The organism is Rhizobium sp. 01N447_2, assembly GCF_056399245.1.
The window spans coordinates 66284-80788 of the sequence record NZ_JBFTQY010000003.1 but is presented as its reverse complement, the minus strand read 5'-3'; the positions used below and the strand labels follow the sequence as shown (position 1 = coordinate 80788).

At 62.1% G+C, this 14505-nt stretch carries 11 protein-coding genes; 9 read left to right on the top strand and 2 right to left on the bottom strand.

The features are described 5' to 3' along the window. Positions 1–221 precede the first annotated feature (221 nt). From AC1ECN_RS02865 to folD, 3 genes are all read left to right on the top strand, one after another. Positions 222–1061: a WecB/TagA/CpsF family glycosyltransferase gene (locus tag AC1ECN_RS02865; RefSeq protein WP_024320933.1), complete on the top strand. Its 840-nt coding sequence runs from the start codon at positions 222–224 to the stop codon at positions 1059–1061. Positions 1062–1282: 221 nt separating this feature from the next. Continuing rightward, positions 1283–3052 carry a GumC domain-containing protein gene (locus AC1ECN_RS02860; protein WP_130671967.1) on the top strand — a complete coding sequence of 590 codons (1770 nt, stop codon included), beginning with the start codon at positions 1283–1285 and terminating at the stop codon, positions 3050–3052. Between the two features lie 120 nt (positions 3053–3172). After that, entirely contained in the window at positions 3173–4072 is a 900-nt protein-coding gene (gene folD, locus AC1ECN_RS02855; RefSeq protein WP_018072596.1) for a bifunctional methylenetetrahydrofolate dehydrogenase/methenyltetrahydrofolate cyclohydrolase FolD, read from the top strand. 110 nt (positions 4073–4182) lie between these two features. Here the strand turns inward: folD and AC1ECN_RS02850 are convergent, their stop codons facing one another. Beyond that, positions 4183–5208, bottom strand: coding sequence for a LacI family DNA-binding transcriptional regulator (locus AC1ECN_RS02850; RefSeq protein ID WP_018072597.1), 1026 nt, complete (start codon positions 5206–5208; stop codon positions 4183–4185). 297 nt (positions 5209–5505) lie between these two features. Here AC1ECN_RS02850 and AC1ECN_RS02845 point away from each other — a divergent pair, with 297 nt between their 5' ends. From AC1ECN_RS02845 to AC1ECN_RS02820, 6 genes are all read left to right on the top strand, one after another. Next, complete coding sequence (locus AC1ECN_RS02845; RefSeq protein ID WP_018072598.1) at positions 5506–6867, top strand: ABC transporter substrate-binding protein; 1362 nt, start codon at positions 5506–5508, stop codon at positions 6865–6867. 187 nt (positions 6868–7054) lie between these two features. Next, on the top strand, positions 7055–8068 hold the full coding sequence (locus tag AC1ECN_RS02840) for a carbohydrate ABC transporter permease (RefSeq protein ID WP_477952140.1): 1014 nt from the start codon (positions 7055–7057) through the stop codon (positions 8066–8068). Between the two features lies 1 nt (position 8069). Beyond that, entirely contained in the window at positions 8070–9233 is a 1164-nt protein-coding gene (locus tag AC1ECN_RS02835) for a carbohydrate ABC transporter permease (RefSeq protein ID WP_130671968.1), read from the top strand. A gap of 34 nt (positions 9234–9267) precedes the next feature. Then, positions 9268–10920 (top strand): beta-galactosidase BglA, encoded by a 1653-nt coding sequence (bglA, locus tag AC1ECN_RS02830; RefSeq protein ID WP_130671969.1) that lies wholly within the window; start codon positions 9268–9270, stop codon positions 10918–10920. Between the two features lie 22 nt (positions 10921–10942). Continuing rightward, entirely contained in the window at positions 10943–12031 is a 1089-nt protein-coding gene (locus AC1ECN_RS02825; protein ID WP_018072602.1) for an ABC transporter ATP-binding protein, read from the top strand. Positions 12032–12208: 177 nt separating this feature from the next. Continuing rightward, positions 12209–12562, top strand: coding sequence for a hypothetical protein (locus tag AC1ECN_RS02820; protein ID WP_018445791.1), 354 nt, complete (start codon positions 12209–12211; stop codon positions 12560–12562). 103 nt (positions 12563–12665) lie between these two features. Here AC1ECN_RS02820 and edd read toward each other — a convergent pair whose 3' ends face one another. Further along, positions 12666–14489, bottom strand: coding sequence for a phosphogluconate dehydratase (gene edd, locus AC1ECN_RS02815; protein WP_018486418.1), 1824 nt, complete (start codon positions 14487–14489; stop codon positions 12666–12668). Positions 14490–14505: the final 16 nt, after the last annotated feature.

Genomic DNA, 14505 nt, shown 5'->3' with positions numbered 1-14505 from the left:
ACCACTTATACGAGCATGGAAATTCAAGGAATTTTCCTAAGGGTTGTTTGAAACCGTCCTGTTATATCAGGTGTCACAGCTTGGCATGCGCCGCTTATCCGGGATCGGAGCGACGCCGTCCCGGCGGGACGCGACCGGTCCTTTCGAGACCTCCGGTGCGGAAATATGGGCTTGTTTTCCGGGATGTCGGGCGCATGCAGCACCCTCGGCAGGAGGTAGGAATGAATCTGATTGCAAACTTCGCGGTGCTCGCATCGCGGCGGACGATCTTTGATCTGCCGGTCTGCGATCTCGGCTGGGACGATGCCCTCGTTTTCATCAACGAGTTGGCCTCCATTCCCGTCGGCCAGACCGTGGTTTGTTTCGTCAACGCCCACAACATGCTGACCGCGCTGCGCGACGACGAATATTACCGGATCATGTCGCACAATCTGGTGCTGCCGGACGGCATCGGCCTCAACATTGCATCGCAGATCGCCCATGGCGCGCCGTTTCCGGCCAATCTGAACGGCACCGATTTTGTGCCGGCCTTCCTGACCTTCATGGAGACCCCGCGCCGCATCGGCCTCATCGGCGGCACGCGCTCGGTCGTCGAGGCGGCGGCGGAAAATTTCCGTAGGCATACGCCCTGGCATGAATTCGTCGTCGTTTCCGACGGCTACTTCGACAAGGTCGATCCTACTGATGTCATCGAGGAGCTCGAGCGCCAGAAGGTCGATATCCTGATCGTCGGCATGGGGACGCCGCTGCAGGAGAAATGGGTTCACGATCATATTCGCGCCGATCATGCGCGCCTGGTGTTGACGGTGGGTGCTCTCTTCGACTTCGTCTCCGGCGCCGTCCCACGCGCGCCGAGGACGGTGCGGATGATGCGCCTGGAATGGGCCTATCGCCTGCTGCAGGAGCCGACGCGCCTCTGGCGCCGTTACGTTGTCGGCATCCCGGTCTTCCTTTTCCATGTCCTGCGCTACCGCTTCCGCCGACGCGAAAGGATCCTCAGCCATCCGGAAGAGCACGGCAGCGCGCTGCAGCCGCAGTCGGATCGCAAGAAGGCAAGCTGACCTACAGCGCCGCGCGTCTTTTCAGACGCGCAAAGGACGCTGCAGCACTTTAAATTGTCGCATAATTTTGTCCTTAAATCGTTTCCGATTTGAGGAATTATGCTTAGTTCTTACCTGTTGCGGTTAACCATTTCTTTGCCATGAATATTTAGAGTGGCTTAATCATCTGCGTCCGTGCGGATGATCGAACTCGGCCATCATGTGCATGAGATGTGGCGCAAATGTACGATATCAGGGCCAGAAACAGCTTCCAGGATCGCGCAGCCGCAGGGCCGCGCGCCGATGAGGATTCCTACGGGGTGCCTCGGTCGAGCCGGCCGGATGTCGCGCCGCCCGAGGCCGAGTTGTTGCGCGCCATCGGCCGCGTGCTGGAGGAGCAGCGCGCCAGGGCGGCGCGCACGGCACCGCTGGTCGACCGCATCGAAACCATCCTCGGCAACCGCCTCCGGGCCGCCAACGACGTCGGCCATCCGCTTCTTCAGGAGCCGGCGGGCCATGAAGAGCTGACTGTTCCGGCCGACGAGCCGATGATCTCATCCACACCGCTGGCTGCGGTCCGTGAGGAACCCGCCGAGCCCCGGCCGGCAGCGCCGCGCCGCCGCGTCGGCGGCACTGGTCTTGCGATGATGGTCGCGGCTGCGACGATCATCGGCGCGGGCCTGCCGGCGCTGATGCCGGCTTTGCCGGCCCTCTACCGCGCCGAAGCGACGCTTGCAGTGAAGAGCGATGCCGCAAGCCGCGCGGCCTTCACCCAGGCCGCGGCAAAAGGGCTGCTGTCGGCGCGCATGGTTGCTTCGACGGTCGCCGCCCTGAGACTCGATCACGATCCCGAATTTGCCGGCGCCAGCGCCAATGCGCTCGGCGTCGCGCTCGATCTCCTCTCGGCGACCGGTGCTGCCGCCGATCCGGCCTCGCGAGCCGAGGCCACGCTGAAGCATGCGGTCGAGATACTGCCCGATGCCGCTGCCGGCACGATCCTCGTGAGGGTGACGACCGGCGACAGCCGCAAATCCATGCGCATCGCCGCAAGGCTTGCCGAAGCGGTTTCTACAGCAGACGGACCCAGCGACGCCGAAACCGATGCCGCCTTGCGCAAAACCTATGACGAGGCGAAGGCGGAGCTTGCCGCGTTCACGGCGAAAAGCGGCGAGGGCAACGTCAAGGTGGCGATCGATCTTCGCCGCCAGATCGACCAGCTCGATGCCGATCTGAAAGCGGCCGACCAGAATATTCTTGCCGCCAAGGCGCAGACCGACCGGCTCAAGGCGGCAAAACTTGCCGAAGTGCTCGACGGTTCGCTCCCCTCCGATATGCTCTCGCCGGCGCTGCAGGACTGGCGCGACAAATATGCCGTCGCCAGGACAGCACTTGCGCAGCTTTCGGCCGAGCTTGGCCCGCGCCATCCGCGCCTCTTGCAGCAGCAAGCCGAAACAGACGGTCTGAAGGAGAATATAGGTAAGGAGCTGACCCGTCTTGCCCAGACTGCCAACCTCGCTGCCAAGGCCGCCGTCGATGCGCGCAAGGGCCTGAACGACCGCCGCAACACACTGATCGCCCAGAGCCGGGACACCGGTGTCGATTTGTCACGCCTGACCGAGCTTAGCGAAAAGGCGAATGCCGCGCGCTCGCGCCTCGAAGAGGCGACGTCCGCAGCGGTGGGAACGGCCGCCGACGGTCGTATCGTTCTCCTGAAGCCGGCATTGGCAACCACAGTATTGGGCACCGATGGCCTGACCGGCCGCTCTCTGGCTGGTGCCGCGGCGGGCCTTGCGATGGGCCTTGCTGCGGCTTTCCTGCTGCGCCTGCGTAGGCCCGTCGCCGATCCCGCAAGGGAGAAAACGCCGGCGCCCCAGCCGCAGGCTCCACTGCCGTCGATGCCCGCGCAGGACCCCGCGCCAATCGACGAAATGGAGGTGCTGCGCTCCGAGATCTCCGGCCTGCGCGACCGGCTTCGTGTTCATGCGCTCGAAGCGCGACAGCCGCTGCGTTGAACGAACATTTCCTTGCATTTTTGATATTGCATTGCTGCTTTCCGACAGGATAGGGCGTTAGCGAGCATTTGAAGCTCGTCAACTATCCATAGATTGACGCGAAACAGGGCGGAGAGACGCGTGACGACAGTAATCGACGGCAAGAACGTAGCTGCATCGGTCATTCAGACGGTCAAGAGTGCGACGGCAGCGCTGGAAAAAAGCACCGGCGTCACCACCGGCCTTGCGGTCGTGATCGTCGGCGACGATCCGGCAAGCCACGCCTATGTCGGTTCGAAGGGCCGCATGGCCAAGGAATGCGGATTCAAGTCCGTCCAGCACACGCTGCCGGCCGAGACGAAGCAGGAGGAGTTGGCAGCCCTTGTCGCCACCCTCAACGCCGATCCGTCGATCCACGGCATCCTGGTGCAACTGCCCCTGCCGAAGCCGCTCGACAGCGAGGCGATTATCCAGTCGATCCTGCCGGAAAAGGATGTCGACGGCCTGAGCGTCGTCAATGCCGGCAAGCTCGCCACCGGCGACCTGAAGACCGGGCTGGTCTCCTGCACCCCGGCCGGCGCCATGGTCCTCGTCCGCCGTACCCATGGCGAGGATCTCTCCGGCCTCAACGCCGTTGTCATCGGCCGCTCCAACCTGTTCGGCAAGCCGATGGCGCAATTGCTGCTCAACGCCAACGCGACCGTGACGATCGCTCATTCCAGGACCAGGAATCTCGCCGAGGTCTGCCGCAACGCCGATATCCTGGTGGCCGCCGTCGGCAGGCCGGAGATGGTCAGGGCCGATTGGGTCAAGCCCGGTGCGACAGTCATCGACGTCGGCATCAACCGGGTGGCAGCCCCCGAAAGAGGCGAGGGCAAGACCCGGCTCGTCGGCGACGTCGCCTTCGAGGAGGTCTCTGCGGTCGCGAGCACCATCACTCCGGTTCCCGGCGGCGTCGGGCCGATGACCATCGCCATGCTGATGGCCAACACGGTCATCGCCGCCCATCGCACTGCAGGGCAGACACCGCCGCAGTTTTGATTAGAGCATGATGCCGAAAAGTGTGAGCGGTTTTCGGACGACATCATGCTCTCACTATATGATGTAGAACAGGATGATTTTAGGCCGATCCGGCCTAAAATCATCCTGTTCTAGGCCTGGGGAACAGGACCGGTCGAGGCCCTGACGATCAGCTCGGTCTTCCAAAGCTCCTGGTCGGGGAAGGGGCCGGCCTGCTTCACCGTGCCGATCAGCCGCTGCGCGATGCGCACGCCCGCCGCCCGCAATGAAGAGCGTGTCGTCGTCAGCGGCACGGAAAAACTTTCCGGTTTCAGCAGCGGCAGCACGTCGTCATGGGCGATCAGCGAGATATCCTCGCCGAGCCGCAATCCGGCCTGGTTGACCGCGCGGATCGCGCCGAGCGCCAGCACCGTGCTGGAGCACAGGATCGCCGTCGGTCGCTCCGGCAATTGCAGGAAGTGTTCCATCGCCAGCAGGCCTTGCTCGTCCGTCATCAGCGCGTGGCTCATGCAACCCTCATCGAGCGCGAGCCCGCGCTCGGCAAGCGCTGATATGACGCCGTTCTTCCTGCGGATGGCGAAATCGAGATGCATTGGTCCGTTCATCAGCGCAAAGCGGGTATGGCCGAGCTGCAGCAAGAGCCGCGTCGCATCGTAGAAGGCGCCTTCATTGTCGATGTCGAGATAGGGATAGTCCGGCTCAGAACCGAAGGAGCGGCCGTGCACGACATAGGGCATCGACAGTGATTTCAGCATGGCGAGCCGCGGGTCGTGACCGCGCATATAGGCGACGAACAGAGCATCGACATTGCCGCTGATCGCAAGGCGCCGCAGCGCCGCCACCTCGTCATCGGGGTCGGCCGGCATGATCACGAAATGGAAGTCGTGGCGGACGGCCTCTTCGCCGAGGCCGGCCAGGAATTCACCGAAATGCACGTCGGACTGGTGGCCGGGCGCCGTCGGCATGACGAGGCCGATCGAGCCTGCCTTGCCGGTCGCAAGCCGCTGCGCTGCCTTGTTCGGCCGGTATCCGGTCTCCTTGACAGCCTGGAGCACACGCTCCCGGGTCGCCTCGTTGACCTCGGGATAGCCGTTCAGCGCTCGGCTCACCGTCGTCTGCGACAGCCCCAGCAATTCCGATAGCTGTTTGAGATTCACCTGCTATGCTTCCTCCCGGCCCGCCTGTCAGCCGTCCTGAAAAGGCCTGCTGCCTCCCAGTGGCATCCAAAGCGCTTTCAATTATGTATCATCTGGCGCGCTTGACTCAAGAAAAATCGCTCCATATTTCGCGATAGGCGTTGCTGCGCCGCGATATCCAGCATGTTCACGGCGGGTTTTCGCGAATTGACTTGACTCTATTCCACCGAAAGTGAAATGAGTTGGGTGTCAAAGCGCTTTGAAATTTCTTTTGGAGGGAATTCGGCGCGGTTGGGATTGTGATGGGAGGTTGATCACATGAAAAAGTCATTTTTGATGGGCGTTGCCGTGGCAGCGCTTTTTGCCGGTGCTGCGTCCGCGGCCGATTTGAAATTTGCCCCGGGACAGGATTCCAAGTTCAACTGGAAGAGCTATGACGAGTTCAAGGCTGCTCATGCCGATCTGAAGGGCCAGCCGCTGACGATCTTCGGGCCATGGCGCGGCGAGGACGAGGCGTTCTTCCAGAGCGTTCTTGCCTATTTCACCGAAGCCACCGGCATCGACGTCAAATATTCCTCTTCCGAAAACTACGAACAGCAGATCGTCATCGATACGCAGGCAGGCTCGCCGCCGAACATTGCCGTTCTGCCGCAGCCGGGCCTCCTGGCCGATCTCGCCAGCAAGGGCTTCCTGACGCCGCTCGGCGATGACAACTCCAAGTGGATCAAGGACAATTACGGCGCTGGCGACAGCTGGGTCGGTTACGGCACCTACAAGGGCAAGGACGGCAAGGAAGCCTTCTACGCCTTCCCGTACAAGGCCGACGTAAAGTCGCTGGTCTGGTATGTTCCGGAGAACTTCGAGGAAGCCGGTTACAAGATCCCGACGACCATGGAAGAACTGCATGCCCTGACCGACCAGATCGTCAAGGATGGCGGCGTTCCCTGGTGCATCGGTCTCGGTTCCGGCGGCGCCACCGGCTGGCCGGCGACCGACTGGGTCGAGGACATCATGCTGCGCATGCAGCCACCGGAAGCCTACGACAAGTGGACGACCAACGAGCTGAAGTTCACCGATCCGGCGGTCGTTGCCGCGATCGACGAGTTCGGCAAGTTCGCCAAGAACGCGAAATACGTCGACGGCGGCGTCGCAGCCGTGGCCTCGACCGATTTCCGCGACAGCCCGAAGGGCCTCTTCGCGGTTCCGCCGAAGTGCTACATGCACCATCAGGCCTCGTTCATCCCGTCCTTCTTCCCTGAGGGCACGAAGCTCGGTCAGGATGCCGACTTCTTCTACATGCCGACCTTTGCTTCGCATCCCGAACTCGGCAAGCCGGTTCTCGGCGCCGGCACGCTCGTCTCGATCGCCAAGGACTCGAAGACGGCCCGCGCCTTCATCGACTTCCTGAAGACCCCGATCGCCCATGAGGTCTGGATGGCGCAGTCGAGCTTCCTGACGCCGTACAAGGGCGTCAGCACTGAGGCCTATGCCAACCCGCAGATGAAGAAGGAAGGCGAGATCCTGACCTCCGCCACCACCTTCCGCTTCGACGGTTCCGACCTGATGCCGGGCAAGATCGGCGCCGGCGCCTTCTGGACCGGCATGGTCGATTTCGTCGGCGGCAAGTCCGCTGAAGAGTCCGCAGGCGAAATCCAGAGCGCCTGGGACGGCATCAAGTAATCTTTTAAAATTATGCCGCCGGCTTGCCGGCGGCATGGCTTGCATGACTGGCCGGACTCGCAAAGAGCCCGGCCATCGCAGGATATATTGTGATTGGGTAATACAAATAGATCGACGATGACCGGCGTTGACCCGTCAGCATAAAAACCGGTCGTGATAAGATCAGGGGAAGCAGGGGAGGGACGAAATGCTGTCGCAGATAGTGTCCGCTTTGGGCGTCGTGGTCGGAGCCGTTATCGCGTGCTCGGCCTATTTCTATTTTTCGAACAAGATTCTGGATCTCGCTCTGCCGGTGAAGGACGGCGACATCCGCGCCGCATCGCGCAATCTCAACCGCCGTGCGCTCGTTCGGCCGTGGTTGTTCATCGGCCCGGCGCTCTTCCTGCTGATCGTCTATCTCRTCTATCCGGTCGTTGCGACCTTGATCCTCTCCTTCTACGACCGCGCCGGTCTGCAGTTCGTCGGGCTCGCCAACTACAAATGGGCGCTCGGCGACCGCGAATTCCGCCAGTCGATCTTCAATAACATCCTCTGGCTTGCCGTGGTGCCGGCCGCCTGCACCTTCTTCGGCCTCGTCATCGCCGTGATGACCGATCGCATCTGGTGGGGCAATATCRCCAAGAGCATCGTCTTCATGCCGATGGCGATCTCCTTTGTCGGCGCCTCGGTCATCTGGAAATTCATCTATGAATATCGCGGCGGCAACGACGTCCAGATCGGCCTGCTGAACGCCATCGTCCAGACTTTCGGCGGCACGCCCGAGGTGTGGATCTCCGTTCCCTTCTGGAACAACTTCTTCCTGATGGTCATCCTGATCTGGATCCAGACCGGTTTCGCCATGGTCATCCTGTCGGCCGCTCTTCGCGGCATCCCCGAGGAGACGATCGAAGCCGCCGTGATCGACGGCGCCAATGGCTGGCAAATCTTCTGGCGCATCATGGTGCCGCAGGTCTGGGGTTCCATCGCCGTCGTCTGGACGACGATCACCATCCTCGTCCTCAAGGTCTTCGACATCGTGCTGACCATGACCAACGGCCAGTGGCAGTCGATGGTGCTGGCGAACCTGATGTTCAACTGGATGTTCCGCGGCGGCGGCGATTCCGGCCGAAGCGCCGTCATCGCCATCATCATCATGCTCGCCGTCACCCCGATCATGGTCTGGAACGTGCGCCGCGCCAATCGCGAACTGAAGGGGCACTGAGATGACCGCTATCGGAAGCTACTTCAAGATCGGCCCCGCCCGGCTCTTCGTTCATGTCGCCGTTCTGCTGATCGTCATCGTCTGGCTCATCCCGACGCTCGGCATCTTCGTCAGCGCGCTGCGCGACAAGGACCAGATCGTCGTCTCCGGCTGGTGGACGGCCTTCGTCGGCTCGACCCAGACCACCGCGGTCCGCCTCGGTACGCCCGACCAGCAAAAGCAGGAAGGTGCGAACTACGTCATTACAGGCAATGTGTTGGAAGGCCAGACCGGCCGTGCCGTGAAGGCCTTCGGCAACCGCATACAGCAGCCGGCCGCCTTCAAGGCCGGCGAGACCGCCGATTTCGGCGACGGTGAAACCCTGCAGATCAACAGCGACGGCAGTTATCGCTATGTGAAGAACACCGCCTTCTCGCCCGACGAACGCCCGAAGCGCATCTATGCGTCCGTCTCGGCGCCGCCGGAATTCACCATGCAGAACTACAACACGGTTCTGACCGGCGAGGGCATTGGCCAGTCCTTCATCAACTCGCTGACCGTGACGATCCCGGCGACGATCATCCCGATCCTGATTGCCGCTTTCGCAGCCTATGCCCTGAGCTGGATGGAGTTTCCTGGCCGCGGGCTGCTGATTGCGCTCGTCGTCGGCCTCATCGTCGTGCCGCTGCAGATGTCGCTGATTCCGCTGCTGCGCCTCTATAACGAGATCGGCAACCTGCTCGGCCAGCCGTCGAAGACCTATCCCGGCATCTGGCTGGCCCATACCGCCTTCGGCATGCCGCTCGCCATCTATCTCTTGCGGGCCTATATTGCCGGCCTGCCGAAGGAGATCATCGAATCCGCCCGCGTCGACGGCGCGAGCGATTTCGAGATCTTCGTCCGCATCGTTTTGCCTCTGTCCTTCCCCGCACTCGCCTCCTTCGCCATCTTCCAGTTCCTATGGGTGTGGAACGACCTGCTCGTCGCCATGGTCTTCCTCGGCACCGACAAGGACCACCTCGTGCTGACCGGCAGCCTGAACGCGCTGCTCGGCTCGCGCGGCGGCAACTGGGAGATTTTGACGGCGTCGGCCTTCGTCACCATCATCGTGCCGCTGCTCGTTTTCTTCGGGCTGCAGCGATACCTGGTGCGCGGTCTGCTGGCGGGTTCGGTCAAGGGAGGCTGATTATTCCCGACCGTGACTTCAAACAGGATATTCCATGAACGTGGCTTCCCAATCGATCTCGACCCCTGACAAGGACTGGTGGCGCGGCGCGGTGATCTATCAGATCTACCCGCGCTCCTACCAGGATTCGAACGGCGACGGCATCGGCGACCTGAAAGGCATCACCGCCCGCTTGCCGCATGTGGCAAACCTCGGCGTCGATGCGATCTGGATCTCGCCCTTCTTCACCTCGCCGATGCGCGATTTCGGTTATGACGTCTCCGACTACGAGAATGTCGATTCGATCTTCGGCACGCTGGTGGATTTCGACACGATGATCGCCGAGGCCCATCGCCTCGGCATCCGGGTGATGATCGATCTCGTCATCTCCCACAGCTCGGATCAGCATCCCTGGTTCGTGCAAAGCCGCTCCAGCAAGACCAACGCCAAGGCCGACTGGTATGTCTGGGCAGACGCCAAGCCGGATGGCACGCCGCCGAACAATTGGCTGTCGATCTTCGGCGGTTCTGCATGGGCGTGGGATCCGACGCGTATGCAATATTACCTGCACAATTTCCTGACCTCGCAGCCGGACATGAACCTGCATAACCCTGAGGTGCAGGACCGTCTGCTCGACGTCGTGCGCTTCTGGCTCAATCGCGGCGTCGATGGTTTCCGCCTCGACACCATCAACTTCTATTTCCATGACACGCAACTGCGCGACAATCCGGCGCTTGCTCCCGAGCGCCGCAACGCTTCGACGGCGCCGGCGGTCAATCCCTATAATTTTCAGGAGCATATCTACGACAAGAACCGCCCTGAGAACCTTGCCTTCCTGAAGCGCTTCCGCGCCGTTCTCGAGGAATTCCCGGCGATCGCCGCCGTCGGCGAAGTCGGCGACAGCCAGCGCGGCCTTGAAATCGTCGGCGAATACACCTCCGGCAATGACAAGATGCACATGTGCTACGCCTTCGAGTTCCTGGCGCCCGATCCGCTGACGCCGGATCGCGTCGAGGAGGTGATGCAGGATTTCGAAGCTGCCGCACCCGATGGTTGGGCCTGCTGGGCCTTCTCCAATCACGACGTCATGCGCCATGTCAGCCGCTGGGGCGGGCTGGTCGCCGATCACGACGCTTTTGCCAAGCTCTACGCCTCGTTGCTGATGACCATGCGCGGCTCCGTCTGCCTCTATCAGGGCGAGGAGCTGGCGCTGACTGAGGCCGATCTCGCCTATCAGGATCTGCAGGACCCCTATGGCATCCAGTTCTGGCCGGAATTCAAGGGCCGCGACGGTTGCCGCACGCCGATGGTCTGGGACAGCCAGGTCGCCCAAGGCGGCTTCTCAACGGTCAAGCCCTGGTTGCCGGTGCCGGTCGAGCATATCCTGCGTGCCGTCAGCGTCCAACTGGGCGACGAGGCTTCCGTGCTGGAGCACTATCGCCGCTTCATCGCCTTCCGCAAGCTGCACCCGGCTTTTGCCAAGGGCGAGATCGAATTCGAGGAACAACAGGGCGATAGCTTGGTCTTCACCCGTGAATGCGGCAACGAGAAGCTGCTCTGCATCTTCAACATGAGCCCGGCCGAGGCCGCCGTCATTCTGCCTGCGGGAGAATGGCAGGCATTGACGGGCCACGGCTTTACCAGCAACAACTATGGCGACAAGATCGATATTCCGGCCTGGGGGGCGTATTTCGCCCGTCTCGCCTAAGGAACTATGGGGAGAGAGAGAAATGACTGGACTGACGCTGAAGGATATCCGCAAATCCTACGGTTCCGTGGACGTTCTCCATGGTATCGACCTCGATATCAAGCAGGGCGAATTCATCGTCTTCGTCGGTCCATCCGGCTGTGGCAAATCCACGCTTCTGCGCATGATCGCCGGTCTCGAGGCGATCACCGGCGGTGAGATGTACATCGACGGCCATCTCGTCAATGACGTGCCGCCCTCCAAGCGCGGCATCGCCATGGTCTTCCAGTCCTATGCGCTCTACCCGCATATGACCGTGTTCGACAACATGGCTTTCGGCATGAAGATCGCCGGCGAAAGCCGCCAGGAGATCGACCGCCGCGTCCGGGCGGCGGCCGAGAGCCTGCAGCTGACCAACTATCTCGATCGCCTGCCGAAGGCGCTTTCCGGCGGCCAGCGCCAGCGCGTGGCGATCGGCCGCGCCATCTGCCGAGATCCGAAGGTCTTTCTGTTCGACGAGCCGCTGTCCAACCTCGATGCCGCGCTGCGCGTCGCGACCCGCATCGAGATCGCCCGCCTGAACGAACAGATGGCCGATACGACGATGATCTACGTCACCCACGACCAGGTCGAGGCGATGACGCTTGCCGATCGTATCGTCGTTCTCTCCGCCGGCAATATCGAGCAGGTCGGCGCGCCGCTGGACCTCTACGAGCGCCCGGCAAACCTCTTCGTCGCGAAATTCATCGGCTCGCCGGCGATGAACATCATTCCGGCGACGGTCGCCGGAACCGGAAGCCAGACGACGGTGACGCTGACCGGCGGCATGTCGGTGATGCTGGATGTGGCAACTGATGCGTCCGAAATGGGCAAGCAGGCAAGCTTCGGCGTTCGTCCGGAGGATCTCCGGGTTGCCGATGGCGCCGACTACCTTTTCGAAGGTGAAGTGTCGATCGTCGAAGCGCTCGGCGAAGTGACTTTGCTTTATATCGAGGGCCTGGTTCCGGGCGAGCCGATCGTCGTCAAACTGCCCGGCATCTACGATGTGAAGAAGGGACAGAGGATGCGGTTTGCCGCCGACAGGCAGAAGTTGCATCTGTTTGACGCAACCGGTCATACCTACCGGAAATGAAGGCGGCCATTTTTGGGGTGATCACCCCAAGAATTGTGCGGGGAGGGCCGAATTCTCACTTTCTGTTAAAGATCGGCTGCTACCTTTTCCTCGTCAATTTATGAGGGGGATAAGCACGTGGCCGCTTCCAATCCGTCACAGCCAAAATCTCATTTCCTGAGCAAGGAAGAATCCTTCATGTATGACCGCGAGGCGCGGTTTAAGATGGAGGACACCATGAACGCCGCGCGCATCGAATATACGGAAAAGGGCGTCATGCACGCGGCTTCGCGCCGCTGCGACATTGTCCGTATTTCGATGAGCAGCGCGACGCTCGCGATCCTGACCCAGTTCAGCCTGCCGAAGCAGTTCTATCTGGATATTCCGGATGCCCGCATCACCAAGGTCGGCTGCCTGCTGATGAAGGTCAACGCCAACAATACGATCGACGTCCGCTTCCTGCGCCTGCTGACGCAGAAGGAGCTGAACAAGATCTTCGTCTACAGCACCCATCCGGCGCACCGCGACTACGTTCTCGATATTCGAGCCTAAAGTCGCGCGTCCACCGGGACGCGGCACCATCACTGGATTGAAAACAAAAACCCGCAGGGGCTTCACGCTCCCCGCGGGTTTTTGTTTGCCAGAAGCCACCCGCTCAGTGGTGGAAGAGCACGCTCGCACCCTGGTCCGAAGGTCCGACGGCGCGGCGGAACGGCGCGAAGAGTTCGCGGCCCATACCGAATTCATTGTCGGAGAGATCGACGGTCACCGGCTCGCGCTCGGCCATGTCAGCTGCATCGACGAGCAGCTCGAGCGTGCCCTTGATCGCGTCCAGGCGAATGATGTCGCCCTCGCGGATGCGGGCGATCGGGCCGCCGTCGACCGCTTCCGGCGTGACGTGGATCGCTGCCGGCACCTTGCCGGACGCGCCGGACATGCGCCCGTCGGTGAGCAGCGCCACGCGGAAGCCGCGATCCTGCAACACGCCGAGCGGCGGCGTCAGCTTGTGCAGTTCCGGCATGCCGTTCGCTTTCGGGCCCTGGAAACGCACGACGGCGATGAAATCGCGGTTGAGCTTGCCTTCCTTGAAGGCGTCCTGCAGTTCCTGCTGGCTGTGGAAGATGATTGCCGGCGCCTCGATGATGTGGCGCTCCGGCTTGACGGCGGAAATCTTGATGACCGCTTTGCCGAGATTGCCGCGCAGCATCTTCAACCCGCCATTGGCCTGGAACGGCGTTTCGATGCTGGAGAGGACCTTGGGATCGACGCTTTTTTCCGGCGACGGCTCGCGCAGGACGGCGCCGTTTTCGCCGAGGCGGGCATCGACCGTATAGGCTTGGAGACCCTGGCCGAAGACGGTGCGCACGTCGTCATGCACCAGTCCGTGCTTCAAGAGTTCCTTGATGAGGAAGCCCATGCCGCCAGCCGCCTGGAAATGGTTCACGTCGGCAAGTCCGTTCGGGTAGACGCGGGCAAGCAGCGGGACGATTTCTGAAAGCTCGGCAATGTCCTGCCAGGTGAGGTGAATGCCGGCCGCCCGTGCCATGGCGACAAGGTGCAGCGTGTGGTTGGTCGAGCCGCCGGTCGCGTGCAGGCCAACGACACCGTTGACGACCGAGCGCTCGTCGATCATCTCGCCTGCCGGCGTGAATTCGTTGCCGAGCGCGGTGATCGCCAGCGCCCGCTTGGCGGCTTCGCGCGTCAACGCTTCACGCAGCGGTGTGCCGGGATTGATGAAGGACGAGCCAGGCATGTGGAAGCCCATGATCTCCATCAGCATCTGGTTGGAATTGGCGGTGCCGTAAAAGGTGCAGGTGCCGGGACCGTGATAGGACTTCGATTCCGCCTCCAGCAGTTCGGCGCGTCCGACCTTGCCCTCGGCGAAGAGCTGGCGCACGCGCGACTTCTCGTCGTTCGGCAGGCCTGTCGTCATCGGACCGGCCGGAACGAAAATCGACGGCAGGTGCCCGAAGGACAGGGCTGCAATCACCAGGCCGGGCACGATCTTGTCGCAGACGCCGAGGAAGAGGGCGGCGTCGAACATGTTGTGCGACAGGCCGACGCCCGCCGACATGGCGATCAGGTCGCGCGAGAACAGCGAGAGCTCCATGCCCGGCTGTCCTTGGGTGACGCCGTCGCACATCGCCGGCACGCCGCCGGCCACCTGCGCCACGCCGCCTGCTTGGGCGGCTGCCTCACGGATAATCGCCGGATAGGTCTCGAATGGCTGGTGGGCCGAGAGCATGTCGTTATAGGCGGTGATGATGCCGAGATTGGGGATGCGGTCGCCGGCGAGCGCATCCTTGTCGGCGGGGGAACAGACCGCGAAGCCATGGGCAAGATTGGCGCAGCCAAGCACCGAGCGCTGCACGCCCTGCGAGGCGGCGGCGCGCAGGCGTTCCAGGTAGCGCTCGCGGCTTGGCTTCGAGCGTTCGACAATGCGATCGGTGATCGCAGAAATGCGTGCGTGAGCGGACATGGAAAATCCCTGCCTT